Genomic DNA, 24185 nt, shown 5'->3' on the forward strand with positions numbered 1-24185 from the left:
CAGCCGCTTGTGCTTCAGCTCTGCCGAATGACCAGTCTGCCACCCTGCCGCATGGCTTCGACCCGACCGGGCAGGTTGATGGCCCGCTGGCCGCGCCAGCCGGTGATCAGACGGTCGACTTCCTCGATGTGCCGGGCGAAGAGCGAACCGGCCGGGGAGCCGGCCTCCATGGCGGCCCGGCGCAGGACCCGGCGGCGTACGGCGGGCGGCAGCGCGTACAGCTTGGCGCACTCCAGACGGCCCGCGTCGTCCCGGGCGGCGCGGTCGGCCTGGGCGGCCCAGGTGTCCAGCGCGTCGGCGTCGTCGCGGGAGAGCTGCGCGGTCCGGGCGAGCGCCTCGACGACCCCTTTGCCCAACGCCTTCTCCAGGGCGGGCAGGCCCTCGTGGCGCAGCCGGGAGCGGGTGTAGGCGGGGTCGATGTTGTGCGGGTCGTCCCAGACGGGCAGCGACTGGACGAGGCAGGCCTTGCGGGCGGTCTGCCGGTCGAGCTGGAGGAAGGGGCGGCGGTAGCGGCCGGCCGGTCCGGACGCGGCGGCCATGCCGGAGAGCGAGCGGATGCCGGAGCCGCGGGCGAGGCCGAGCAGCACCGTCTCCGCCTGGTCGTCGCGGGTGTGCCCGAGCAGGACGGCGGCGGCGCCGTGCCGCTCGGCCGCCGCGTCCAGGGCGGCGTAGCGGGCGTCCCGGGCCGCGGCCTCGGGGCCGCCGTCGTGGCCGACCCGCACGGCGACGGACTCGACCGGGTCGAGGTGCATCGCGGTGAGGCGGTCCACGACCTCGGCGGCCCGGGTGTCGGAGCCGTCCTGGAGGCCGTGGTCGACGGTGATCCCGCCGGCCCGGACGGAGAGCTTGGGGGCCTCGAAGGCGAGGGCGGAGGCGAGTGCCATGGAGTCGGCGCCGCCGGAGCAGGCCACCAGCACCAGCGGGGTGTCGGGGCGTTCGGGGAGTGCGGCGCGCTGCCTGCCCGCACCGGCTTCGGCGAGCTCGGGGTGCGGGGTGCGCCGGGAGAGGTCGGCGCTTCGGATGTGATCGGTGAGTACGTCGTGGAGTACGCGGCGGACCGCCAGGCGTATCGCCGCGACCGCAGGATGGGGACCCATGTCCGGTGCCCTTCGTGGAGTTCGGTGAGGTGCCTCGAAGTGGCGGACCGGAGATCTGCCGTCACTCAGAGTGCGTCGATGGTGACAGAGGCAAGCCGTCCATCGAGCATTGCACGCCTTCCCATGCCCCTACGGTCCCTCGGATGGGTGATTACCGGCGCGTTCTCATCCTGTCGTCCGCCGTCGGACCGGCCATGATCAGGACTCTGCCTTACGGTGCACCCTCGCGATCCAGTCGGCGGGCTTGGCGATCTCCGCCTTGGTGGGCAGGGTGTTCGGCGAGGTCCAGACCCGGTTGAAGCCGTCCATGCCGACCTCGTCGACCACGGCGCGGACGAACCGTTCGCCGTCGCGGTACTGGCGCAGCTTGGCGTCGAGGCCGAGGAGCTTGCGCAGCGCCTGGTCGAGCCGGCCCGCGCCGCGTGCCCTGCGCTGCTGGAACTTCTCCCGGATCTCGCCGACGGAGGAGACCACCTCCGGGCCGACGCCGTCCATCACGTAGTCGGCGTGGCCTTCGAGCAGGGACATCACGGCGGTGAGCCGGCCGAGGATCTCGCGCTGGGCGGGCGTCTGGACGAGTTCGACCAGGCTGCGGCCGCCGTCCTCGCCCTCCTCGCCCTCGGGGCGCCCCCCGGCAAGGGACTGGGCGGCCTCGCGGAGCCGTTCCAGCACGGTCATCGGGTCGATGTCGGTCTCGTCGAGGAATGACTGGATCTCGCCCTGCAGATGGTCGCGGAGCCAGGGCACCGCGGTGAACTGGGTGCGGTGGGTCTCCTCGTGGAGCGCGACCCAGAGCCGGAAGTCGTGCGGGTCGACGTCCAGTTCGCGCTCGACGTGCACGATGTTCGGGGCGACGAGCAGCAGCCGGCCGCCGCCGTCGGCCGAGGCGGGGAGCTCGCGGGTGGCCGGGGCGAACGTCTCGTACTGGCCGAGCACCCGGGAGGCCAGGAACGACAGCAGCATCCCGACCTCGACGCCGGTGACCTTGCCGCCGACCGCGCCGAGCACGGCGCCGCCGGGGCCGCCCGCGCGCCGGTCCTGCATCTTCCCCAGCAGCGGGCGGAGCAGTTCGCGGAAGCCCGCGACATTGGCCTTGATCCAGCCGGCCCGGTCCACGACCAGGACCGGGGTGTCCTCCGGTTCGGTCCCCTCCGGGATCATCCGGGTGAAGGAACGGACGTGCTCCTCCGCGGCCTTGGCATGCCGACGCAGCTCCGCGACGACCTCGCGGGCCTCCTCGCGGCTGATCTCCGGCCCCGGCCGCACAAGTCGGGTCGCGGTCGCGACCGCGAGATTCCAGTCGACCATCTCGGCACCACCGATGCTCGTCATGCGTCAACCGTACGTGCTCGGGTCCGTCCGCGGTGCGGTGTTGACGGCTCAGCCGGTACCGGAGGCGAGGGTGGTGGCGAGGGTGTCGAGCGCGGTCTGGGCCTCGGACGGGGAGGTCGTGCCGGATGCCAGGAAGGCGAAGGCGAGCAGCCGGCCCTGCCGGTCGACGACCGTTCCCGCGAGGGTGTTCACGCCGGTGAGGGTGCCGGTCTTGGCGCGGATCAGGCCGGTGCCCCCGGACTTCCCGGTGAAGCGGTCGCTGAGCGTGCCGCTGAAACCGGCCACCGGGAGGCCGGTGAGGACGGGGCGCAGTTCGGGGTGGTCCGGGTCGGCCGCTCGGGCGAGGAGGCCGGCCAGCAGTCCGGCGGTGACCTTGTCCTTGCGGTTCAGTCCGCTGCCGTCGGCGAAGTCCGCGCCGGTCAGCGGCAGGTGGAGCTTCCTGAGCTGTGCGGTGACGGCGCGTCGGCCGCCCGCGAAGTCGGCCGGTTCGCCCGCGGCGAGCGCGGTCTGCCTGGCGAGTGCCTCGGCGATGTCGTTGTCGCTGTTGGTCAGGGCCCGTTCGACCAGGGCGGAGAGCGGTACGGAGCGGTGTTCGGCGACCTTGCCGGAACCGGTGGCCGGGCGGCCGGGCTTCGGCTGCGCCGCGGTGTCGATCCCGGCGTCGTCGAGGAGCTCGGCGAAGGTACGGGCGGTGTCCCCGGCCGGGTCGTCGCTGCGCGGGGCGGGTCCGCTGGTGGTGTCGTCGAGCCTGCCCTCGTCGGTCATCAGGGCGCTGACGGGCGCGATGTTCTCGTTGGGGCCGATCGGGTGCCGGGCCGGGCCGGAGTAGCGGGAGGTGTCGTAGACGAGGCGGGCCTTCTCGACTCCGTGGTCCTTCAGGGCGCGGGCGGTGTCGGCGGCCAGCCCGCGCAGGGCGGCCCGGTCGAGGACGGGGTCGCCGCCGCCGACCAGGGTGAGGCGGCGGAAGTCGGGGGACGCCCGGACGGTGGTGGCGATGCGGTGGTCGGGGCCGAGGGCGCTCAGGGCGGCGACCGCGGTGGCGATCTTGACGGTGGAGGCGGGCGTCATGGGTGTGCCGGCGCCCTGGCCGTACAGCCGCTCGCCACTGGCGGTGTCGATGACGACGGCGGCGCGCCGCTCGCCCAGGGCGGGGTCCTTCAGCAGTGGGCCGAGGGTGGCGCGGAGGGCGGCGGCCGCGCTGTCCGGGGTGTCGCGGGTGTCCGGGGCGGAGTTGTCGACGGCGGCGGAGAGGGCGGCCAGGACGGCCGGGGCGCTGGGTGCGGGCGCCGGTCCGGACGGGGCGGCGGATTCGTGATGTGCGCCACCTGTACCGTTCCGGGCGGCGGCCCAGTCCCTCTCGGCCTTACGCTGACCCGAGTCCCAGGGGCCGGCGGCAAGGACGACGCCGGCTGCGAGCGCCAGGCCCAGGCCGGCGGAGACGGCGGTGAACTGCCGGTCGTTCAGTCCCCTCGACCTGATCATGCCGGCCCGACGGGCGAGCCTGCTCAGCTTGTCCAGCGGGTTGACCGACGGTCTTTTCACCGGCTCGTCCACCGTTGACCAGCCCCTTTCGCGAGCACACATCTGCGTGGGGGACACTTAATCACCAGTCGTATGTGTTGATCATGGAGGAGCCACCCGTGGAGTTCGACGTCACCATCGAGATCCCGAAGGGTTCGCGGAACAAGTACGAGGTGGACCACGAGACCGGTCGGATCCGCCTGGACCGTCGACTCTTCACCTCGACCAGCTACCCGGCGGACTACGGCTTCGTCGAGAACACCCTCGGCGAGGACGGTGACCCGCTGGACGCGCTGGTCATCCTGGACGAGCCGACCTTCCCCGGCTGCCTCATCAAGTGCCGCGCCATCGGCATGTTCCGGATGACGGACGAGGCCGGCGGCGACGACAAGCTGCTGTGCGTGCCGGCCTCCGACCCCCGGGTGGAGCACCTGCGCGACATCCACCACGTGTCGGAGTTCGACCGCCTGGAGATCCAGCACTTCTTCGAGGTCTACAAGGACCTGGAGCCCGGCAAGTCCGTCGAGGGCGCCGACTGGGTCGGCCGCGCCGAGGCCGAGGCCGAGATCGAGGCCTCCTACAAGCGTCTTGAGGCGCAGGGCGGCGCGCACTGACCCCAGGGTCGCGGCCGGTTTCCGGCCGAGGTACGTGACACGGTTCCGTTTGCGGTTCCGTGCCGGAACGGGCGGTACTCCTTCTGTGGAGTGCCGCCCGTTCCGCGTGTCCTTCCCCGGCCCGTGTGCCGCCCTCCTGGCGTCCGCGCCCCCTCCCGTGGCCATACTGGGCACAAGTGCGGCCGACGGTGCGCAGCTGAGGAGGAGCGAGGTCGAGTGGTGGCGGAACAGGGCGGTCCGGAGGACCAGAAGCCCCAGTCCGACGAGGCGCGCAGCGCCTTCGTCCCGCCGGCCGGGGTGGACAGACGCTCGTCCGCGCCGGACGACGACCACCCGACCTCGGAGTTCGCCGTTCCGGCCGGTCTGACGGCCGAGCCCCAGGGGCCGGGAGCAGGTTCCGCTTCGGGTTCCGCCCCGGGGCCGGTTTCGGGATCGGACACGATCGGTTCCGCCTTCGCCCCGCCGCGCACCTACAGTGCCCAGCACTCGCCGCCCGCCTTCACCCCGGCCCACGGCAGCCCGATGATCCGGCTGACCAAGGAGGCCCCCTGGCAGGACCGGATGCGCACGATGCTGCGGATGCCGGTCGCCGAGCGCCCGGCGCCCGAGCCGGTGCAGAAGGCCGACGAGGCGGGGCCCGCGGTGCCGCGCGTGCTCGACCTGACGCTGCGTATCGGCGAGTTGCTGCTGGCCGGCGGCGAGGGCGCCGAGGACGTCGAGGCGGCCATGTTCGCGGTGACCCGCAGCTACGGCCTGGACCGCAGCGAGCCCACGGTCACCTTCACCCTGCTGTCGATCTCGCACCAGCCGTCGCTGGTCGACGACCCGGTGACGGCGAGCCGTACCGTACGCCGCCGCGGCACCGACTACACCCGGCTGGCCGCCGTCTTCCGGCTGATCGACGACATCACCTCCGAGGACGTCGAGGTCTCCCTGGAGGAGGCCTACCGGCGGCTGGCGGAGATCCGGCGCAACCGTCACCCGTACTCCGGCTGGGCACTGACGCTGGCCGGCGGCGGCCTCGCGGGAGCGGCATCGGTGCTGGTCGGCGGTGGTCCGCTGGTGTTCGTGGTGGCGGCGGTCGGCGCGATGCTCGGCGACCGGCTGGCCTGGCTCTTCGCGGGCCGGGGGCTGCCGGAGTTCTACCAGTTCGTGGTGGCGGCGATGCCGCCCGCCGCGATGGGTGTGGCGCTGACCCTCACCCACTGGTCGGACGTACGGCCGTCGGCGGTGATCACCGGTGGGCTGTTCGCGCTGCTGCCCGGGCGGGCGCTGGTGGCGGGGGTGCAGGACGGGCTGACCGGCTACTACATCACCGCGGCGGCGCGGCTGCTGGAAGTGATGTACCTGTTCATCGGCATCGTCGTCGGTGTGCTGCTGGTGCTGTATCTGGGGCTCCAGCTGGGCGCCCAGCTGAACCCCGAGGCCAGATTCGTCCCGCACGACCGGCCGGTGGTGCAGATCCTGGCGTCGATGGCGCTCTGTCTCGCCTTCGCGATCCTGCTCCAGCAGGACCGGTCCACGGTGCTGGCGGTGACCCTCAACGGCGGTGTGGCCTGGGTGATCTACGGGGCGATGGCCCGTACCGGCAACATCTCGCCGGTGGCGGCGACGGCGACGGCGGCCGGTCTGGTGGGGCTGTTCGGGCAGCTGTTCTCGCGCTACCGGTACACCTCGTCGCTGCCGTTCATCACGGCGGCGATCGGTCCGCTGCTGCCCGGTTCGGCGACGTACTTCGGTCTGCTGGCCGTGGCGCAGGGGAGGGTGAACACCGGGCTCGCCTCGCTGTCGACGGCGGTGGCCACGGCCCTGGCCATCGCGATCGGGGTGAACCTGGGGAGCGAGATCTCCCGGCTGTTCATGCGGGTGCCGGGTGCGGTCGGCGGGGCCAACCGCCGCGCGGCCAAGCGGACGCGCGGCTTCTGAGGCCCGGCGGGCGGTACGTACGTCAGCGCTTGGCGTGCCGGCCGCGCTGGCCCGGGGACGGGCTGCCTCCGGCGGACGGGCCCTGGCCCTCGCCGCCGCCGGACGCCGCTTCCTTCTTCGACTTGGAGCGGGCCCGCAGGAACTCGATCGCGATCGGCACCACCGAGATGAGCACGATCAGGATGAGCATCGCCTCGATGTTCTCGTGGACGAAGTCGATCTTGCCGAGGGCCGAGCCGAGCAGCGTGACGCCGACGCCCCAGAGCACCCCGCCGATGATGTTGAACACGATGAACGAGCGGTAGTTCATCCGGCTCACACCGGCGATGATCGGCGTGAACGTACGCACCACGGGCACGAAGCGGGCCAGGATCAGCGACTTCGGACCGTACTTCTCGAAGAAGTCGTGCGCCTTCTCGACGTTCTCCTGCTTGAAGAGGCGGGAGTCCGGGCGCTTGAAGAGCGAGGGGCCGACCTTGCGGCCGAAGAGATAGCCCACCTGGTCGCCGATGATCGCCGCCAGCGCCACCAGCAGGCAGACCAGCCAGAGCGGGGTGTCCAGCTGGCCGGTGGTCACCAGCAGACCGGTGGTGAACAGGAGCGAGTCGCCGGGGAGGAAGAAGCCGATCAGCAGTCCGGACTCGGCGAACACGATGAGGAGTACGCCGGGAAGTCCGAAGGTGTTGATCAGATAGTCCGGGTCCAGCCAGCTCGGGCCGAGCGCAAGCGTATTCAAGGGTCCGGGGCTCCTGGATCGATCGATGGCGGCTGCGTGGCCGCCCAAAGCTATCAACGCAGGATGACACGCCCGGGTTCCAGCCGGTCCCCGCGAGGACGCGCACCGGGCCTGCCCGGGATGCACACCGGGGCAACCGGGACAAAGCTGTCCCCAGGAGGTGCCACGCGATGGGCATTGAGGATTACGGCGGCGGGCAGACGGACCGGTCGGACGTCCTGATCGTCACGACGAACGATGTGCCGGGCTTCCAGGTGACGCAGGTGATCGGGGAGGTGTTCGGCCTCACCGTCCGCTCCCGTCATCTGGGCAGCCAGATCGGCGCCGGGCTGAAGTCCATGATCGGCGGCGAGCTGAAGGGGCTGACCAAGACCCTCGTCCAGACCCGCAACCAGGCGATGGAACGGCTCGTCGAGCAGGCGAAGGCGCGGGGCGCCAACGCGGTGCTGATGATGCGCTTCGACGTGACCGAGGCGGCCGACGTGGGCACGGAGGTGTGCGCGTACGGAACGGCGGTCGTGATCAGCAGGAGCTGAGCGGGCATGGCCGCGGGGGCGGGGCGCGGTCGTCCGGCCGTCCCCGCCCCCGCGGCCGTCACGCCAGGCGCCGGGCGTTGGCGTCTATCGCGTCCCGCAGATGCTCGGCCAGGCCCGGCCGCATCGACTCGTAGAACGCGCGGAACCTCGGGTCGGACACATACATCTCGGCGAGCCCCCGGTGGAACTCTGCGGTGCACTCGTAGAACCACCTGCCGATGTGCAGCCGGTGGGCCTCGGCCAGGTCCATCGCCCGCTCACCGGTGGCCGGCTCCCCGGCCTCCATCAGCGCGTCGTAGGCGGCGCTCCACTCGGCGACCTCCGCCTGTATCCGCTTCCAGTCGTCCTTGGTGTATCCGGCGGCCCGGCGCTGCGACTCGGCGTAGGCGTCGGTGCCGCCCCAGCGGCGTTCGGCCTCCTCGGCGTGCTCCTCGGGGTCCTTGTCCCCGAAGACCTCGAACTTCTCCTCGGGTGTGAGGTTGATGCCCATCTTCCGTGCCTCCATGGCTGTTTCGACGGCGGCGGCCATTCTTCGAAGTTCGGCGATCCGGTCGGAGAGCAGCCGGTGCTGGCGCCGCAGGTGCTCCTGCGGGTCCGCTCCCGGATCGTCGAGCAGTACCGCGATCTCGTCGAGCGGGAAGCCGAGTTCCCGGTAGAACAGGATCTGCTGGAGCCGGTCGAGGTCGCCGTCGTCGTAACGGCGGTGCCCGGCCCGGCTGCGCCCGCTGGGCGAGAGCAGTCCGATTCCGTCGTAGTGGTGCAGGGTGCGCACCGTGACTCCGGCGAATCCGGCGACCTGTCCCACGGGGTACTCCATGGCTGTCCCGCTCCCTTCTCCGATCGGGTACGTCCCGAGCCTGGGCCCTGACGTGACGTGAGGTGCAAGCCCGAACCGGCGCCGCCCTCGGCGCCATTCGATGGGTTATGTTCCTTTTAGGCCGTTATGGTGAGCCGGTGGCCACCGAATCCTCCACCCTCGCCGGATCCGCCCCCGAGCCCACCCCCGTACAGCGGCTGCTGCCCGTCATCGTGCCCGCGCTGGCCGTCGGGATCCTCTGCGCCCTCGTCCTGCTCGGCATCAGCCTGCTCGCGGAGAGGCTTCAGGGCGTGCTCTGGGAGACGCTCCCCGACGCGCTCTCCGTCGGCCGTTACTCCACGCTCTGGATGATCGTGATGCTCACCGCGAGCGGTCTGGCGGTCGGGCTGCTCGTCCGGGCGGTGCCCGGTCACGCGGGCCCCGATCCGGCGACCACCGGGCTGGTCGATCCGCCGCTGCCGCCGGGTGTGGTCCCGGGGCTGCTGCTGGTCACGGTCCTGACCCTGGCGGGCGGGGTCAGCCTCGGTCCGGAGAATCCGATCACGGCCGCCAACATCGCGCTGGCCTGCTGGCTCGGCCGCCGCTTCCTGCCCCGCACACCGGCGGCGCTCTGGCTCTCGCTCGCCGCGGCCGGCACCATCGGGGCGCTCTTCGGCACCCCGGTCGCCGCCGCACTGATCCTCACCGAGACCCTCGCCTCCCGCGCCGAACCGGGCGCGCTCTGGGACCGCCTCTTCGGCCCGCTCGCGGCGGGCACCGCGGGCGCGCTCACCATGACCCTGCTGGCCCACCCCAGCTTCGACCTGGCGCTGCCGGCCTACGACCGCCCGCGCTGGGGCGACCTGCCCGCCTCCGTCGTCATCGCGCTCACCGGGGCGGTGCTCGGCCTGCTGGCGGTGTACGCCTTCCCGTACGTGCACCGGCTCTTCCGGGCCCTGAAGCACCCGGTCCTGGCGCTGACGGCCGGCGGGCTGCTGCTCGGACTGCTGGGCGCGCTGGGCGGCCATCTCACCCTGTTCAAGGGGCTCGACGAGGTGAAGGAGCTGGCCGCCGACCCGAGCGGCCGGCCGGCCGGGCAGTTCGCGGTCATGGCCGTGGTGAAGACGGCCGCGCTGGTGATCGCGGCGAGCTGCGGCTTCCGGGGCGGGCGGATCTTCCCCGCCGTCTTCGTGGGCGCCGCGCTGGGGCTCTGCGCCCATGCCCTGGTCACCTCGGTGCCGGTGGCACTGGCGGTGACCTGCGGGGTGCTGGGGGTGCTGCTGGCCATCACCCGGCAGGGCTGGCTGAGCCTGTTCACCGCGGCGGTGCTGGTGGGCGACGCGGCGGTACTGCCGATGCTGTGCGTCGCCTCGCTGCCCGTCTGGCTGCTGGTGACCGGGCGGCCGCAGATGCAGCTGCACGAGGACGGTACGCCGCTGAAGTGAGCCGGGGTGCCCGTCCGACGCGCCGGATGCCCGACCCTTCCGTATCGTCGCAACCGTATGGATTCGTCTGGATTCATCCCGTCAGGTCCGTCGGAGGTCCGCACCATGCCCACGCCCGTCAACGTCGCCGTCATCTACTACTCGTCGACCGGAACCGTCGCCACGATCGCCAAGGCCGTCGCGCAGTACGCCGAGAAGGCCGGTGCCGAGGTGCGGCTGCGCAAGGCCCGCGAGCTGGCCCCGCAGGCGGCCATCGACTCCAACCCGGCCTGGGCGGCCAACGCGAAGGCCACCGCGGACATCGCCGAGGCCTCGCCCGACGACATGGTCTGGGCGGACGCCGTGATCCTCGGTACGCCGACCCGGTTCGGCAACGTCACCGCCCAGCTCAAGCAGTTCCTCGACACCCTCGGCGGCCTCTGGCAGGCGGGCCACCTCGCGGACAAGGTCTACAGCGGCTTCACCGCCACCAGCACCGCGCACGGCGGCCAGGAGTCCACGCTGCTCGCGCTCTACAACACGATCCACCACTTCGGCGGCATCCTGGTCGCCCCCGGCTACACGGACCCGTCGAAGTTCGTCGACGGCAATCCGTACGGCACCTCGCACGTCGCCGGCCAGGGCGACATCCCGGTCGGCGAGCAGACCCTGACCGCCGCCCGGGTCCAGGCCGAGCGGGTCGTGAAGTTCACCCGGGCCATCAAGGACGGCCTGGCCGCCGAGCGCTGAAGCCGAAAGGGCTCCCCCCGATGCCTCTCCACAAGGGCTCGTCCCAGAGCGCCGAACCCTCCGACGCCCGCCGCAGACTCGCCCTCAACCCGTTCTACGGGGAGGCCGACCCGGCCGCCGGCATGGAGTCGGCGCCGCCCCGGCACCGGCTGCCCGACGGGCCGATGCCGCCGTCGACCGCGTACGGCCTGGTCCATGACGAGCTGATGCTCGACGGCAACTCACGGCTCAACCTCGCCACCTTCGTCACCACCTGGATGGAACCCCAGGCCGGGGTGCTGATGGGCGAGTGCCGCGACAAGAACATGATCGACAAGGACGAGTACCCGCGCACCGCCGAGCTGGAGCGGCGCTGTGTGGCGATGCTCGCCGACCTCTGGAACGCCCCCGATCCTTCGGCCGTCGTGGGCTGTTCGACGACCGGCTCCAGCGAGGCCTGCATGCTCGCCGGGCTGGCGCTGAAGCGCCGCTGGGCGGCCAGGAACGCCGGCCGCTATCCGGCGTCCGCCCGGCCGAACCTGGTCATGGGCATCAATGTGCAGGTCTGCTGGGACAAGTTCTGCAACTTCTGGGAGGTCGAGCCGCGGCTGATCCCGATGGAGGGCGAGCGCTTCCATCTCGACCCGCAGGCCGCGGCCGACCTCTGCGACGAGAACACCATCGGCGTCGTCGGCATCCTCGGCTCCACCTTCGACGGTTCCTACGAGCCGATCGCGGAGCTGTGCGCGGCGCTGGACGCCCTCCAGGAGCGCACCGGCCTCGACATCCCCGTCCATGTGGACGGGGCGTCCGGGGCGATGGTGGCACCGTTCCTGGACGAGGACCTGTCCTGGGACTTCCGGCAGCCGAGGGTGTCCTCCATCAACACCTCCGGGCACAAGTACGGGCTGGTCTACCCGGGCGTCGGCTGGGTGCTGTGGCGCTCGGCCGCCGAACTGCCCGAGGAGCTGGTGTTCCGGGTCAACTACCTGGGCGGCGACATGCCGACCTTCGCGCTGAACTTCTCCCGGCCGGGCGCGCAGGTGGTGGCGCAGTACTACACCTTCCTGCGGCTGGGCCGGGACGGCTACCGGGCCGTCCAGCAGGCGTCCCGGGACGTGGCCTGCGGGCTCGCGAAGCGGATCGGGGCGATCGGCGACTTCCGGCTCCTCACCCGGGGCGACCAGTTGCCCGTCCTCGCGCTGACGACCGCACCGGACGTGACGGCCTTCGACGTCTTCGACGTGTCACGGCGGCTGCGGGAACAGGGCTGGCGGGTACCGGCGTACACCTTCCCGGCCAACCGGCAGGACCTGGCGGTGCTGCGGGTGGTGTGCCGCAACGGCTTCTCCTCGGACCTCGCCGATTTGCTGCTGGAGGACCTGGACCTGATCCTTCCCGACCTGCGCCGCCAGGCGCACCCGATGAGCCACGACCGGCAGATGGCCACCTCGTTCCACCACTGAGGCGCCGGCCGGCCGGGCTCAGCGACCCGTCGCGTAGGGGTTCTCCTGGCCTTCGGCGAGCACTCCGACGAAGGGCTCGCCCTCCCCCGCGAAGGTGTACGCCCCGCCCTCGATGCGGGCGATCAGTCCGCGTGTCCACTCGGCCCCGGCGTCCGCCGAGTGGACCCACATGTTCATGATCTCGCCGATGTGGCCGATCGACTCGGGCCCGTCCTGCGGCGTGTAGTACTCCGTGACCGTGGCCCGCCAGGCCGCGAGACCGGCGACCCGCTCCTTGAGCAGCGCGACCGCCTCGGCCCGCTCCAGGTCGACGATCCCGCCGAGCGCCGCCGACAGCACGTCCGGCTTCTGGTCGTACGAGGTCAGCGCCGCGCGCAGCAGCGTGAAGTACTCCTCGTCGCCCCGCTCGGTGATCTCGTACTCGGTACGGGGCGGGCCGCCAGCCGTGCTCGGGGCGGTCTCGTGGGCGAGCAGCAGTCCCTGCTTCGCCATCTGCTTCAGTGCGTGATAGACCGACCCGGGCTTGGCGTTGGACCACTCGTGCGCGCCCCAGTACTCCAGGTCGTTGCGGACCTGATAGCCGTGCGCCCGGCCGTGCTGGCGCACGGCGCAGAGGACCAGCAGCCGGATCGCGGACATCTCACGCCCCCCTTCTACTCAACTTTGATTAGAGTAGCCCTTCGCCTCGGCGATCAGCTCGAACGCGGTCCGGCCGTCCAGGGACTCCCGGATGATGTCGGCGTGCCCGGCGTGCCGGGCGATCTCCTCGACGAGATGGGCCAGCAGCCACCGCATCGAGCACCGCTCCCCCTTCGGGAACCAGGGAGCCTCGGGCAGCGGGAAGGTGTCGCTCATGTCGGGTACCGAGCGGATGAACTTCTCGGTCTCGACCGCGACGCCGTCCCAGAACTCCAGCATCTGCGCCACGGTCTCGTCGCCGACGAGCCGGAAGCTGTCCGCCCAGGTCTCCTCGACGCGGGCGCCTTCGTTCGGCTGCTGCTGAGCCATCCGCAGCCAGTTCAGCTCGGTCTCGGCCACGTGCTTGAGCAGCCCGGAGAGGGAGAGTTGGCTGACGCTGGGGCGACTCGCCGCCTGCTCCTCGGTCAGTCCGATCAGGGAGCGCCGGATCGCGCCGCGCTGGGCCTCGACGAAGGAGAGGAGCATGCCGCGCTCGTCGCCGGAGGTTTCCGAGGGAACGTGGGTGACCATGAGGACCGCCTCGATGTTTTGTGCCGGTTCTGCCTGACACCGAACAAGTTACGGTCCGATGCGGACAGCTTCTGTCCTCGATGGCGAGGAGGCACGGAAATCAGAAGGGGAAGACGGTTCGGCCGTGCTGGACCGAGATCCACCGCTGGGTGGTGAAGGCCTCGACGGTCGCCTCGCCGTTCAGCCGGCCGAGCCCGGAGGACTTCTCGCCGCCGAACGCCACCAGCGGATCGTCCTGCACGGTCGAGTCGTTGACGTGGAACATCCCGCTGACGACCCGCCGCGCGAACCGCACCCCGCGTTCGGTGCTGCCGGTGTGCACCGCGCCGCTCAGCCCGTACGGGGTGTCGTTGGCGATCCGTACGGCCTCGTCCTCACCGTCGAACGTCATCAGCAGTGCCACCGGTCCGAATATCTCCTGGGACAGCAGCGGGGAGCCGTCGGGGAGCCCGGTGAGCACGGTCGGCTCCACGAGGTTGCCGCGGGTCCGGCCGCGGACGAGTGCGGTGGCCCCCTCGGCGATCGCCTGGTCGACCAGCGCGGTCAGGGCGTCGGCCTGGAAGGTGTTGATGACCGGGCCGATCCGGGTGTCCGGTTCGCGCGGGTCACCGGTCGTCAGCGCGGCCACCGCGGCGGTGAACTTCTCGGTGAACTCCCGCTCGACACGGCGGTCCACCAGGATCCGGTTGGCGGCCATGCAGACCTGCCCCTGGTAGACGAAGCGGCTGTGCACGGCGGCGTCGACCGCGTAGTCGATGTCCGCGTCCTCCAGCACTACCAGGGCGCTGTTGCCGCTGAGTTCGAGGATCGTCCGCTTGAAGTGCCCGGCCGCGACCGCGCCGACATGGCGGCCGACCCGGTCCGAGCCGGCGAACGAGATCACCCGGGGCACGGGATGCTCGATGAACGCGTCGCCGATCTCGGCGACATCCGTGATCACGACGTTGAGGAGTCCGGCGGGCAGTCCGGCGTCCGCGAAGATCTTCGCGATCAGGGTGCCGCCTGCTATCGGGGCGTTCTGGTTGGGCTTGACGACGACCGCGTTGCCGAGCGCGAGGGCCGGCGCGACGGACTTCATCGCCACCAGGAAAGGGAAGTTGAACGGGCTGATCACACCGATGACGCCGACGGGCAGCCGGTAGAGGCGGTTCTCCTTGCCGTCCGCCAGGGCGGGCAGCAGACTGCCGGGCGGACGCAGCGCCTGGCGGATCGCGTCACGCAGGAATTCCTCGGCGGTCCGGACCTCGTACTCCGCCTTGACCCGGGTGCCGCCGAGTTCGTCGATGATCACGTCGACGATGTCGTCGTGCAGTTCCCCGGTGATGCGCAGCGCGCGTTCCAGGATTTCGCGGCGCTCGTACGCTCCGGTGGTGGCCCAGGCGCGCTGGGCGCGCTCGGCGGCGCGGTAGGCCAGGTCGACCTCCTGCGCGGTGGCAATGGTGATCGCGGCGAGTTTCTCCCCGTTGAAGGGATTGAAATCGATGATGTCCCACGAGCCGGTTCCGGTCCGCCACTCACCGTCGATGTATTGGTCGGCCAGCTCGTAGAAGAAGGACATGCAGATCCCTTGACTCAGGTGCAACTCCCGTCGAACCGTCATCGTACTGACGAATCAGGTGAGTTGGAGTAGACCACGGAGCAGATCGCGGCTCTCCTCGGGCCCTGGACTGTCCTCGTGGAGTCGCACCATGGCCTTTTCGTACTGAGCGACTTCTTCGGCCTTGTCCAGATAGAGCGCACTTGTCAGCTGCTCCAAATAGACAATGTCCGACAGATCGGATTCCGGGAATCGCAGCATCGTAAAAGAACCGCTCTCGCCGGCATGCCCGCCGAAACTGAAGGGCATGACCTGGAGAGTGACGTTGGACTGTTCCGACATTTCGATCAGATGCCGCAATTGCCCGCGCATCACTTCACGGTCGCCGTACGGCCGGCGCAGCGCCGCCTCGTCCAGTACGGCGTGCAGATGGGGTGCGCGTTCGGAGACGAGGGCCTTCTGACGCTCCAGCCGCAGCGCCACCCGGCGGTCGATCTCGACGGCGGGCGCGGCGCCCATGCCCCGGGTGACGACCGCGTGTGCGTACGCCTCGGTCTGCAACAGGCCGTGGACGAACTGGACTTCGTACACCCGGATGAGCGATGCCGCTCCCTCCAGTCCGATGTACGTCTGGAACCAGCCGGGCAGCACATCGCCGTAACTGTGCCACCAGCCCGCCACATTGGCCTCACGGGCCAGGCCGAGCAGTGCGTCGCGCTCCGCCTCGTCCGTGACTCCGTAGAGCGTGAGCAGATCCTCGACGTCCCTGGCCTTGAAGCTCACCCGTCCCAACTCCATGCGGCTGATCTTCGATTCGGAGGCCCGGATGGAGTAGCCGGCCGCCTCACGGGTGATGCCGCGCGAGTCGCGCAGCCGCCTGAGCTGCGAGCCCAGCAGGATGCGCCGCACCACAGATCCACTCGACTCGCCTGCCGCCACTGGCCCGGTCCTCCCCATCGCTTCCCTGGCATCGGGGCTCCCCCCTGAACCCCAAGTGCCGGATTCTGCCACCAAAACGCTTCAGCCCGTACTCATTCGATTACGGAAATGAGAAGCCTTCCAGAAAGCTGTGAAAATACGCGCAGGAAGAAATGACCAAGAACCGGCACGGGTTCGGACAGGTCAGGCGCGTGCACGTGCATCTGCCCTTGCATCTGCCCTACGCATTGGGAACCATGGGGCTCGCGCACCTGCGTGCTCGTTCGTGTTGTGCCGCTGTACCCCCCGCAGTTCCGATACAGCCGCGAATCCCGGGAGTGCCTCGCATGGGGACGAATGGATCGACGATGCTCGAGCCGTTACGGCAGGGGCTTCCCCCCATCGATCCCTCGGGCGTCTCCGGATCAGCCACCTGCACACTGCCCGCCTGCTACGAAGCGGTGGGCGGGGCAAGGCGGTTCACCAGGACGACGCTGACCGGATGGGGGCTCGCCGACCGGTTCGACGACGTCGCGCTGGTGGTCTCCGAACTCGTCACCAACGCCCTGCGGCACGCCCTGCCCTCGGACAGCACCGCGCCGGAACCCCAGGACCCCCCGGTACGGCTGCACTTGATGCGCTGGAGCTCGCGGCTGGTGTGTGCGGTGCGCGACCCCAGCCAGGAGAGCCCGATCGCCACCGAGGCACCGGACTGCGCGGAATCCGGCCGCGGCCTCTTCCTCGTGGAGTCCTTCAGCGACTCGTGGGGCTGGCACCCCTCGCCGGAGACGGAGGGCCCGAACGCCCTGGCGCCGTCGCGCGGCAAGGTGGTCTGGGCGCTGTTCCGGCTCTCCGACGGCATCTGATCCGCCCGGCCGCGACGAGCGGCCGGCGGTCCGGGCCGGACACCGGCCCGCGGGGAGCGCTCAGCCGCCCGCTATGAGGTGGTCGAACTCCCCGTCCTTCACACCGAGCAGCAGCGCCTCTATCTCGGCCGGCGTATAGACCAGCGCCGGCCCGTCGGGGTGGCGCGAATTCCGCATCGCCACATCTCCGTCGGGCAGTTTCGCGAACTCCACGCAGGAACCCTGGGAGTTGCTGTGTCTGCTCTTCTGCCAGACGACTCCGCGAAGCTCTGTGGCCGCCATGCCGTTGTACACGTGGTGCACAGGACGCTCCCCGAGTTGCAAGGTGCAAGTGTCAACTGTCTCGGATCATAGCTCTGTTCAAATTTCCCTGCATGGGCAGATGCATGCGCGGATGCACGTGCACGCGGGGTGTTCCTGTGATTACAGCTTTACTCCATATGGACAGACGCACGGGACGCCGTTTCGGCTCCGTCTACCCCGGGCCGATCTCTCCATCCCGGCGGAACCCGCTGATAACTTGGCTCGGTCTTTCGTCAACAAGGGGGAATTACAGATGCACAGGCCTGTACGGACCGGCGTGGTGATCGCCGCCGGAATCCTCTCCGCCGCGGCACTGACCGGCTGCGGCAGCGACAGCGACAGCGACAGCGAGAAGAGCGACGCCCCGAGCGGCTCCACCGCCTCGGAACAGCCCGGTGGATCGTCCGGCGACTCGTCCGGCGACGACAGCGGGTCCGGGACGAACGCGGCCGCGCTGGAAGGCGGTTGGGCCGGGAAGACCGGTGGCAAGGCGGTCGTCCTGTCGGTGGCGTCGGGCAAGGCCGTGCTCGTCACCGAACAGCACGCCTGCACGGGCACCGTGCAGGACGCGGACAAGGTGACGCTCACGCTGAAGTGCGTCGACGGCGGCGACGACCGCACCGCGGGGACCGTCGAGTCCAACGACGGCAAGACCGTCGTGGTCTCCTGGGCCGGCGGGGTCCAGGACACCCTGGCCAAGACCGACCCGGGCGCCCTGCCGTCCGGCCTGCCGGACCTGGCCGACCTGCCGACCACGGCTCCCTGACGGCCGGCGCCCGGTTCCGTCAACCGGCTTTGCCGTCGGGCGAGTCGGTCGCCCCGGGCTTCGGCTTCGGCTCGGGCTTCGGCTTCGGCTCCGGCTCCGGTTTCGGCTCCGGTTTCGGCTTCGGCTCTGGCTCGGGGTTCGGCTTCGGCTCTGGCTCTGGCTCTGGCTCCGGCTCCGGCTCGGGCTTCGGCTCCGGCTCCGGCTCCGGCTCCGGCTCGGGCTCGGGCTTCGGCTTCGGCTTTCCGTCCAGTCCCCGGGAGAACTCCTCCAGGGCTTCGAGGAGCAGGTGGGCCCCTTCCCGTACGAAGGGGTCCGCCTGTCCCCCGTCCGCGCGCTGTCCCTCGTCCGCACGCTCCGCCTCGTCCGCGCGCTCCGCCTCGCGCTCCGCCTCGTCCGCACGCTGCCGCGCGTCCCACTCCGCCAGCGCCTCGCGCACCTCGGTCCAGTCCGGCACCTTCCGCTCCCGCACCGCCTTCGCCCCCCGCTCGGTGGCCCGGCGCAACGCCTCGGCCAGGCGCGCCGCGTCCGGTACGGGGGTGGCGCCGCCGCCGGGCAGATGGGCCTCCAGGAGCATCGCGGCCCGGCCCAGCTGGGCCAGCGCGTGCTGGGTGTCGTCGGCGGCGGCGCGGGACAGGCCCCGGTTGCGCACCGGTTCGTACTGGGCGGTGGCCAGCGCCTCCTGCCAGGCGACCCGGGCCTCACGGGTGTCGAGCAGCGCGGAGCGCACGTCGTCGTGGCCGCGTTCGGCCGGTTCGGCGTACTGGTCGACGACCGAGGCGGCGTACCGCCCGTCCGCCTTGAGCCAGTCGCCGAGCCTGCCGCGCAGCCTCGGGGTCTCCCAGGCCGGATAGAGGGCGTACGAGATCATCGCGAGGAGGCCGCCCGCGAGGGTGAGGACGACGCGTTCGAGCACGGTCTGCGACCAGCTGTCACCCGCCATGCCGAGCAGGAAGACGACGTACGCGGAGACGCAGGCCTGGCCGACCACGTACCCGGTGCGCATCAGCAGGTACATCAGCAGCGCGCAGAACACGGAGAGCACCGCGGCCGTGGTCACCCCGGGGTGGGTGGTCCGGACGATCGCGGTGGCGAGCGAGACACCGACGATCGTGCCGCCGAACCGGGCCACGGACCGCTCGTACGTCTGGGAGAACTCCGGCCGCATCACCATCACGGCGGCCATCGGCGCCCAGTAGCCGTGGCCGAACGGCAGCGCGGTGCCGATGAGATAGCCGACGGCCGCGACGACGGACACCCGGACGGCGTGCCGCAGGATCGGTGACCCCGGGCGCAGTTCGGCGCGCATCGCCTTCACGACGACGGGGACCAGCCGCAGCAGGGTGGGGCGGCGGCGGTGCGGGGCCGGGGGTGTCCCGTCCGAGGGGGTCTTGATGGCCTCGGCTGCCTCCTCCGCCTTGGCGTCCTGTTCCTTCGTCCCCTCGCCCTCGGCCGTCTCGATGACGTCGGAGAGCAGTGCGCCGAGCCGGTCGGCGGCGCGGAGCGGCGGGCCGGTGAGCAGCGTTCCGGTGTCCGGGGTCTTCAGCGCGGCGACGGCGGACGGGGCCAGCTCGACCGGGTCGCCGTGCCGGATCGCTCGGGCCGCCGAGTCGAGCACCGATCCGGCGGCGGCGAGCAGCTCGCGGACCCGCTCGCGTTCCGGCCCCTCGTCCGGCACCCCCAGGGACGGGTCGGCGAGCGAGGCGAGCACCGGTCTGATCCGTTCGGCGATCCTTCGGGAGCCCCGCAGCTCGGGCGGCCGGCGGCGGGCCTGGCGCGGGGTGACCGCGGCCGCGCTGCGGGCCGTCATCAGCGGCACCGGGTCGAAGGGGGCGAGCGGGTCGTGGCGCAGCCGCCGGGCGTAGTCGGCCTCGGCGGCCAGCGCGTCTGCGAGGGCGTCGCGCTGGGCGCCCCATCTGCGTACCGGGAACAGGACGATCAGCGCCGCCTGCACGATTCCGCCGAACAGGATCATCACGGCGTGCACGGCCGAGTTGGCGACGGAGGTGGGCAGGGTGACCGTGACCAGCATGATCGCCACGTTGGACGCCGCGATGATGCCGGCGGTCGGGCCCGCCGCCCAGGCCAGTCCCGCGACGAACGTCCAGAGCACCAGCAGGGCGAGGAACAGCGGCAGCCGGGAGCCGGTGAGATAGCCGAGGAACGTCGACACGGCGAGGCTCGCCCCCGAGACCAGGGCGAGTACGGGCCGGGGGCGCCAGCTGCGCTGGAAGGTGGCGATGGCCGCCTGGAACGCGCCGAACGCGGAGCTCGCGGCGACCACCGGGCCGAAGAACGCGAGGCTGACCCCGATGACCAGGGCGAGACCGGCCGCGCCGCGGATCGCGATGAGCGGTTCGAGACGGCGCCGCTCGATCGACAGCCCCGAGCGGGCGGTCTCCTTCAGCGCCCGGAGCCAGCTCATGCCGAGAGCCTAACCGGAATTACCGATTGGCCCGAGTTGTCGGGAGTGGGGCATGGCCGGGGGTCGCCGGGTGACCCCGCGGTGGCCGGGGGTCGCTCCGTGACCCCCGCCGATCCCTCAGCGGCTGCCCCGGCCCCCTCGGAGCTCCGGGCCGTTCCCGCCCATCCGGGCCCGGTCCGCCGCCGCCGTGCCGTGGGTCCATCCGTCCAGGTCGGTGGCGCCCCGGACCCGGGTGGTCGTGGTCTCGGGGAACATCCGCTCGGCGGTGTCCGTGACGGCCATGTCGCGGGCGGCGAGGACCGGGAGCAGAGCGGGGTCGCCGGGCCCCGCCGGTCCGGCCCCGGATCCGGTCCCGGCCTCGGCCTCGGCGGTGACGCGGGCGGTGTCGGCGGCGAGCCTGCTGCCCAGCCGCTGGGCGTACGCCATCAGGAACGACTGCCGGAACGTCTTGGTCCGCTTGCGTCCGCCGGCCCGCTGGCCCGCCTCCGCGCTGGTCATCGCCACCGTGCCCTGGACCAGCAGGGAGGTGTACAGCAGTTCCACGGCGTCCAGGTCCGGCTCGAAGCCGACCACCGTGGAGAAGCCGAGGTCGCTGTTCCACACCGCACGGCAGCGGTTCGCGGCGGCGACCGCGTCGAGCAGGATCGCCTTCGCCGTCTCGTACGGCGCGTCCACCCCGATCCGGCACGCCCCCGGCGCCTCCTTGCTGTGCGTACGGGCGGCGAGCAGTGCCTCGTCGATGGAGTGCCGGGCCATCAGCTCCTGCGCCTTGGTGGTGAGGGCCTCCGCCTCCTCGGGGAAGCCGGTCGCCTCCGCCTTGGCGAGCAGGGCGCGGATCCGGGTCAGCATCCGGGGCTCGTCGTGTGCCGGCGGCAGGTGGAGCCCGTGCGGGGAGGCGCTGGGCGGCGGCCCGACCGGCTCGATCGAGGGGAGTTGGAGCAGCAGCCGGTACAGGCCGAGCACGGCGGAGGCGTAGGAGAAGCGGTCCGGCCGGTTGCGGGGCGGCGCGGCGGGCAGCCCGTCGAGCTGGCCCTGCCAGCGGGGCGGCAGCCGCTCGTACCGCGCGGTCCCGGAGACGATCAGCCCGGCGGCGAGTCCGGCCGCCGTCTCGTCGAGGTCGCGGCGGACCAGGCGTACGACATCGGCGGGCTGCCAGCCGCGCCCCCAGGCCCGGCGGACGAACTCCTCGCCGCGCCGGAACAGTTCCGCGTCGGCCGTCGGGTCGGCGGCGAGCAGGGAGGCGCCGGTGTCGAGACCGGCGTCGCCGTCCGAGTAGAGGGCTGCCGCGAATGCCTGGTCGATCACCGGTTCCATGAGGTCAGGGTAGGCAGGGTGGTGCGGCCGGGTACGGCTGGCCCTGCCCCGTGGACGGACACCCCCACCGGACCCGGCCGGACAGTGCGTTTAGTCCATCCAGACCCACCCGCTGGCGATATATCCACTTTCGTCCTTTCATCACGATTTCGCATGCTTTCATCTCGCCATGAAGGCGACCAATGGAGGCGATCGGATGATGACCGGAGACCGACAGCAGGACCCGGACGACGCACGGGCGATCACGTCACGGCGGCGCGTACTGACAGTCGCCGCGCTCGCGCCGGTACTGACCGTGGCGAGCCCCGCCACCACCGCCCGCGCCCTGCCCACCGGAACGACCGGGGCGGGGCACGGAAAGCGGGTGAAGCCGGTACCGACCGACCTGGCCCACTGGGCGGGCGTCGCGAAGGCGCTGGGCCGCAAGGGCAACATGCTGCGCGGCACGACGTACCACACGAGCTTCCCCCGGCGGGATCTGCTGGTGGTCTCCGACGGCGTCGTCGTCACCCCGGGGCTGGCGCTGGGCACGCACGTGGCCTTCGTCCGCTACGCCGACGGCAGCACGATGATCATGGGCGACGTGGTGGTCACCGAGGACGAGCTCCAGCACGTGATCGACGCATGGCAGGCGCACGGGATCGAGCAGACCGCGCTCCACAAGCACCTGCTCGCCCAGACCCCCGACCTCTGGTGGGCCCATGTCCACGGACACGGCCACGACGCGGTGGCCCTGGCCCGCGGGCTGCGCGCGGGATTCGACCGCACCGGCACCCCGCCCGCGGTGGCCCCGGACCCGCCGGCCCCGGTCGACCTGGACATCGCCCGGATGGAGGCGGCACTGGGCGCGAAGGGCTCCGTCGAGGACGGGCTCTACAAGATCGTCTTCTTGCGCCGCGAGACCGTCACGGACGGCCATCTGATCCTGCCGCCCGGCCTGGGCTCGACCAGCGCGTTCAACTTCCAGCCGCTCGGCGGCGGCCGGGCCGCGCTCAGCGGCGACTGCGTCATGCGGGCCGACGAGGTCCCGCACGTGCTGAAGGCGCTGCGGCGCGGCGGGATCAAGCTCGTCGAACTGCACAACCACCACCTGTCGGAGGACCCCCGCCTGTTCTTCACCCACTTCTGGGCGGTGGACGACGGCGTGCGGCTCGCCCGTGCGCTGCGCCGCGCGGTGGACGCCACCGACGTCGTACCGGGCGGCTGAGACCGGCCACGGACCACCGCTCACCGCCCGCCCCCGCCGGTCGCCGGAACGGATTGCGCCGGTCCAGCGACCGGCGTCGTCCGATCCGTTCTGCATATGGACCAATCGGCCCGGGGCGGCGCGTGGTCCCGGGGGCGACCGGGCACCCATGTCCCGTCCAAGCCCGCGATTTCGTGAACCACCCGTCAGATTCCCGTCTGGAGCTCCGCATGGAACCAGTAGCCGGCGCACGGCACTGCCCGTTCGACTACGCCGAGGCCCTCGAATTCGACCCGGTTCTCAGGCACTTGATGACCGAAGAGCCCGTCTCCCGCATCCGCCTCCCGCACGGCGACGGCGAGGCGTGGCTCGTCACCGGCTACGACGACGTGCGTACGGTGACCACCGACCGGCGCTTCAGCCGTACCGCCATCATCGGCCGGAACTTCCCGCGCATGACCCCCGAACCGATCGTGCAGGACGAAGCGATCAACGTGATGGACCCGCCGGGAAGCAGCCGGCTGCGCAGCCTGATCTCCAAGGGCTTCGCCCCCCGCCACCTGGAGCGCATGCGGGTGCGCACCCAGCACGTGGTCGACGAGCTGCTGGACCGGATGGAGGAGCACGGTGCCCCGGCCGACCTGTTCGAGCATCTGGCCGCCCCGCTGCCCCTGACCACCATCTGCGAGGTCCTCGACATTCCGGAGGACGACCGCGCCCAACTGCGCGCCCACGCCCGGACCATGATGGACACCACCGTGGAGAACAAGCCCGCCGCGGTACGCGCCAAGGCCGATCTCCGCTCCTACTTCGAGACGCTGACCGCCGAGCGGCGCGCGAACCCGGGCGACGACCTGATCAGCGCGCTGGCCACCGCCCGCGACGGGGACGAGATCCTCAACGACCAGGAACTGACCGTCATGGCCATGGTCCTGCTCATCACGGGCCAGGACACCACCACGTACGAGATCGGCAACATCGCCTACACGCTGCTCACCAGGCCCGACGAGCTCGCCATGGTCCGCGACCGCCCCGAGATGCTCCCGCAGGCCATCGAGGAGCTGCTGCGCTTCATCCCCTTCCGCAAGGGCGTCGGCATCCCCCGGGTCGCCCTGGAGGACGTGGAGCTGAGCGGCGTACGGATCCGGGAAGGGGACATCGTGCACGTCTCCTATCTGACGGCCAACCGCGACGGCCGGAAGTTCGACCGCCCCGACGAGCTGGACCTGGAGCGGCAGGGCCCGTCCCACATGACCTTCGGGTGGGGCGGGCACCACTGCCTCGGTGCCCCGCTCGCGGCCACGGAGCTCCAGATCGCCATCGGGACGCTGCTGAAGCGCTTCCCCGCACTGAAACTGGCGGCTCCGGCCGAGGAGGTGCGCTGGAACAGGACGTCGATCTGGCGCTATCCCCTCGAACTGCCCGTCACCTGGTGACCGGGCGCTCCGACAGCCGTCATCGATGATGCGTCGGCCCCCGGCCGGCGG

22 protein-coding genes are annotated in these 24185 nt (G+C 71.4%); 10 read left to right on the forward strand and 12 right to left on the reverse strand.

The features are described from left to right. Positions 1 to 14 precede the first annotated feature (14 nt). The 3 genes from tilS to dacB form a co-directional block, all read right to left on the reverse strand. The gene (gene tilS / locus EES42_RS19220) at positions 15 to 1097 is read right to left on the reverse strand and encodes a tRNA lysidine(34) synthetase TilS (protein ID WP_124719499.1); all 1083 of its coding nucleotides are present in this window, start codon (positions 1095 to 1097) and stop codon (positions 15 to 17) included. A 198-nt stretch (positions 1098 to 1295) separates the two neighbouring features. Further along, positions 1296 to 2429 (reverse strand): zinc-dependent metalloprotease, encoded by a 1134-nt coding sequence (locus EES42_RS19225; RefSeq protein ID WP_124719500.1) that lies wholly within the window; start codon positions 2427 to 2429, stop codon positions 1296 to 1298. Between the two features lie 48 nt (positions 2430 to 2477). Then, on the reverse strand, positions 2478 to 3911 hold the full coding sequence (dacB, locus tag EES42_RS19230) for a D-alanyl-D-alanine carboxypeptidase/D-alanyl-D-alanine endopeptidase (protein ID WP_241196523.1): 1434 nt from the start codon (positions 3909 to 3911) through the stop codon (positions 2478 to 2480). 158 nt (positions 3912 to 4069) lie between these two features. On the opposite strand from dacB, the gene EES42_RS19235 reads away from it, so the two are divergent. Beyond that, positions 4070 to 4564 carry an inorganic diphosphatase gene (locus tag EES42_RS19235; RefSeq protein ID WP_003968257.1) on the forward strand — a complete coding sequence of 165 codons (495 nt, stop codon included), beginning with the start codon at positions 4070 to 4072 and terminating at the stop codon, positions 4562 to 4564. A 216-nt stretch (positions 4565 to 4780) separates the two neighbouring features. Continuing rightward, complete coding sequence (locus EES42_RS19240) at positions 4781 to 6490, forward strand: threonine/serine exporter family protein (protein ID WP_124719502.1); 1710 nt, start codon at positions 4781 to 4783, stop codon at positions 6488 to 6490. A gap of 22 nt (positions 6491 to 6512) precedes the next feature. Here the strand turns inward: EES42_RS19240 and EES42_RS19245 are convergent, their stop codons facing one another. Next, positions 6513 to 7226, reverse strand: coding sequence for a DedA family protein (locus EES42_RS19245; protein WP_124719503.1), 714 nt, complete (start codon positions 7224 to 7226; stop codon positions 6513 to 6515). Positions 7227 to 7396: 170 nt separating this feature from the next. Between EES42_RS19245 and EES42_RS19250 the strand changes: the two genes are divergently transcribed. Next, the gene (locus EES42_RS19250; RefSeq protein WP_124719504.1) at positions 7397 to 7762 is read left to right on the forward strand and encodes a YbjQ family protein; all 366 of its coding nucleotides are present in this window, start codon (positions 7397 to 7399) and stop codon (positions 7760 to 7762) included. Between the two features lie 58 nt (positions 7763 to 7820). Here EES42_RS19250 and EES42_RS19255 read toward each other — a convergent pair whose 3' ends face one another. Continuing rightward, on the reverse strand, positions 7821 to 8579 hold the full coding sequence (locus EES42_RS19255) for a MerR family transcriptional regulator (RefSeq protein ID WP_124719505.1): 759 nt from the start codon (positions 8577 to 8579) through the stop codon (positions 7821 to 7823). Between the two features lie 137 nt (positions 8580 to 8716). Between EES42_RS19255 and EES42_RS19260 the strand changes: the two genes are divergently transcribed. The 3 genes from EES42_RS19260 to EES42_RS19270 all read left to right on the forward strand — a co-directional run bounded on the left by EES42_RS19260 (position 8717) and on the right by EES42_RS19270 (position 12177). After that, positions 8717 to 10003, forward strand: a complete 1287-nt coding sequence (locus EES42_RS19260; RefSeq protein ID WP_241196470.1) for an ion channel protein — start codon at positions 8717 to 8719, stop codon at positions 10001 to 10003. 105 nt (positions 10004 to 10108) lie between these two features. Continuing rightward, a complete protein-coding gene (gene wrbA, locus EES42_RS19265) occupies positions 10109 to 10732 on the forward strand; it encodes an NAD(P)H:quinone oxidoreductase (protein ID WP_124719507.1) in 624 nt (207 codons plus the stop codon). Between the two features lie 20 nt (positions 10733 to 10752). Continuing rightward, entirely contained in the window at positions 10753 to 12177 is a 1425-nt protein-coding gene (locus tag EES42_RS19270) for a glutamate decarboxylase (RefSeq protein ID WP_124719508.1), read from the forward strand. 18 nt (positions 12178 to 12195) lie between these two features. On the opposite strand, the gene EES42_RS19275 is transcribed toward EES42_RS19270, so the two are convergent. The 4 genes from EES42_RS19275 to EES42_RS19290 all read right to left on the reverse strand — a co-directional run bounded on the left by EES42_RS19275 (position 12196) and on the right by EES42_RS19290 (position 15880). Next, on the reverse strand, positions 12196 to 12816 hold the full coding sequence (locus EES42_RS19275; RefSeq protein WP_124719509.1) for a PadR family transcriptional regulator: 621 nt from the start codon (positions 12814 to 12816) through the stop codon (positions 12196 to 12198). Positions 12817 to 12834: 18 nt separating this feature from the next. Continuing rightward, complete coding sequence (locus tag EES42_RS19280; RefSeq protein WP_124719510.1) at positions 12835 to 13386, reverse strand: DinB family protein; 552 nt, start codon at positions 13384 to 13386, stop codon at positions 12835 to 12837. Between the two features lie 100 nt (positions 13387 to 13486). After that, positions 13487 to 14944, reverse strand: coding sequence for an aldehyde dehydrogenase family protein (locus EES42_RS19285; protein WP_124719511.1), 1458 nt, complete (start codon positions 14942 to 14944; stop codon positions 13487 to 13489). Between the two features lie 54 nt (positions 14945 to 14998). After that, positions 14999 to 15880, reverse strand: coding sequence for a helix-turn-helix domain-containing protein (locus EES42_RS19290; RefSeq protein ID WP_124719512.1), 882 nt, complete (start codon positions 15878 to 15880; stop codon positions 14999 to 15001). A 329-nt stretch (positions 15881 to 16209) separates the two neighbouring features. Between EES42_RS19290 and EES42_RS19295 the strand changes: the two genes are divergently transcribed. Then, positions 16210 to 16707 carry an ATP-binding protein gene (locus tag EES42_RS19295; RefSeq protein ID WP_124719513.1) on the forward strand — a complete coding sequence of 166 codons (498 nt, stop codon included), beginning with the start codon at positions 16210 to 16212 and terminating at the stop codon, positions 16705 to 16707. A gap of 60 nt (positions 16708 to 16767) precedes the next feature. Here the strand turns inward: EES42_RS19295 and EES42_RS19300 are convergent, their stop codons facing one another. Next, positions 16768 to 17010 carry a DUF397 domain-containing protein gene (locus tag EES42_RS19300; protein ID WP_037690973.1) on the reverse strand — a complete coding sequence of 81 codons (243 nt, stop codon included), beginning with the start codon at positions 17008 to 17010 and terminating at the stop codon, positions 16768 to 16770. 253 nt (positions 17011 to 17263) lie between these two features. Here EES42_RS19300 and EES42_RS19305 point away from each other — a divergent pair, with 253 nt between their 5' ends. Then, on the forward strand, positions 17264 to 17776 hold the full coding sequence (locus EES42_RS19305) for a hypothetical protein (RefSeq protein WP_124719514.1): 513 nt from the start codon (positions 17264 to 17266) through the stop codon (positions 17774 to 17776). Positions 17777 to 17795: 19 nt separating this feature from the next. On the opposite strand, the gene EES42_RS19310 is transcribed toward EES42_RS19305, so the two are convergent. Together EES42_RS19310 and EES42_RS19315 are read right to left on the reverse strand one after the other, a co-directional pair. Continuing rightward, on the reverse strand, positions 17796 to 20198 hold the full coding sequence (locus EES42_RS19310) for an FUSC family protein (RefSeq protein WP_124719515.1): 2403 nt from the start codon (positions 20196 to 20198) through the stop codon (positions 17796 to 17798). Between the two features lie 117 nt (positions 20199 to 20315). Next, positions 20316 to 21512, reverse strand: a complete 1197-nt coding sequence (locus tag EES42_RS19315) for a DUF2786 domain-containing protein (protein ID WP_124719516.1) — start codon at positions 21510 to 21512, stop codon at positions 20316 to 20318. Between the two features lie 196 nt (positions 21513 to 21708). Here EES42_RS19315 and EES42_RS19320 point away from each other — a divergent pair, with 196 nt between their 5' ends. Then, positions 21709 to 22719, forward strand: coding sequence for a DUF1259 domain-containing protein (locus EES42_RS19320; RefSeq protein WP_241196471.1), 1011 nt, complete (start codon positions 21709 to 21711; stop codon positions 22717 to 22719). A 209-nt stretch (positions 22720 to 22928) separates the two neighbouring features. Beyond that, positions 22929 to 24134 carry a cytochrome P450 gene (locus tag EES42_RS19325; protein ID WP_124719517.1) on the forward strand — a complete coding sequence of 402 codons (1206 nt, stop codon included), beginning with the start codon at positions 22929 to 22931 and terminating at the stop codon, positions 24132 to 24134. Positions 24135 to 24185 lie beyond the last annotated feature (51 nt).

The sequence above is a fragment of the Streptomyces sp. ADI95-17 genome (assembly GCF_003846175.1).
GTDB classification, from domain to species: domain Bacteria; phylum Actinomycetota; class Actinomycetes; order Streptomycetales; family Streptomycetaceae; genus Streptomyces; species Streptomyces sanglieri.

Excerpts from the sequence above, each read along its gene's own strand:
- EES42_RS19225 (WP_124719500.1), bottom strand. The coding sequence starts at position 2,429 with ATGACGAGCATCGGTGGTGCCGAGATGGTCGACTGGAATCTCGCGGTC.
- EES42_RS19310 (WP_124719515.1), bottom strand. The coding sequence starts at position 20,198 with ATGAGCTGGCTCCGGGCGCTGAAGGAGACCGCCCGCTCGGGGCTGTCG.
- wrbA (WP_124719507.1), top strand. The coding sequence starts at position 10,109 with ATGCCCACGCCCGTCAACGTCGCCGTCATCTACTACTCGTCGACCGGA.
- EES42_RS19280 (WP_124719510.1), bottom strand. The coding sequence starts at position 13,386 with ATGGTCACCCACGTTCCCTCGGAAACCTCCGGCGACGAGCGCGGCATG.
- EES42_RS19315 (WP_124719516.1), bottom strand. The coding sequence starts at position 21,512 with ATGGAACCGGTGATCGACCAGGCATTCGCGGCAGCCCTCTACTCGGAC.
- EES42_RS19290 (WP_124719512.1), bottom strand. The coding sequence starts at position 15,880 with ATGGGGAGGACCGGGCCAGTGGCGGCAGGCGAGTCGAGTGGATCTGTG.
- EES42_RS19305 (WP_124719514.1), top strand. The coding sequence starts at position 17,264 with ATGCACAGGCCTGTACGGACCGGCGTGGTGATCGCCGCCGGAATCCTC.
- dacB (WP_241196523.1), bottom strand. The coding sequence starts at position 3,911 with ATGATCAGGTCGAGGGGACTGAACGACCGGCAGTTCACCGCCGTCTCC.
- EES42_RS19320 (WP_241196471.1), top strand. The coding sequence starts at position 21,709 with ATGATGACCGGAGACCGACAGCAGGACCCGGACGACGCACGGGCGATC.
- EES42_RS19255 (WP_124719505.1), bottom strand. The coding sequence starts at position 8,579 with ATGGAGTACCCCGTGGGACAGGTCGCCGGATTCGCCGGAGTCACGGTG.
- EES42_RS19285 (WP_124719511.1), bottom strand. The coding sequence starts at position 14,944 with ATGTCCTTCTTCTACGAGCTGGCCGACCAATACATCGACGGTGAGTGG.
- EES42_RS19250 (WP_124719504.1), top strand. The coding sequence starts at position 7,397 with ATGGGCATTGAGGATTACGGCGGCGGGCAGACGGACCGGTCGGACGTC.
- EES42_RS19295 (WP_124719513.1), top strand. The coding sequence starts at position 16,210 with ATGCTCGAGCCGTTACGGCAGGGGCTTCCCCCCATCGATCCCTCGGGC.
- tilS (WP_124719499.1), bottom strand. The coding sequence starts at position 1,097 with ATGGGTCCCCATCCTGCGGTCGCGGCGATACGCCTGGCGGTCCGCCGC.
- EES42_RS19325 (WP_124719517.1), top strand. The coding sequence starts at position 22,929 with ATGGAACCAGTAGCCGGCGCACGGCACTGCCCGTTCGACTACGCCGAG.
- EES42_RS19270 (WP_124719508.1), top strand. The coding sequence starts at position 10,753 with ATGCCTCTCCACAAGGGCTCGTCCCAGAGCGCCGAACCCTCCGACGCC.
- EES42_RS19275 (WP_124719509.1), bottom strand. The coding sequence starts at position 12,816 with ATGTCCGCGATCCGGCTGCTGGTCCTCTGCGCCGTGCGCCAGCACGGC.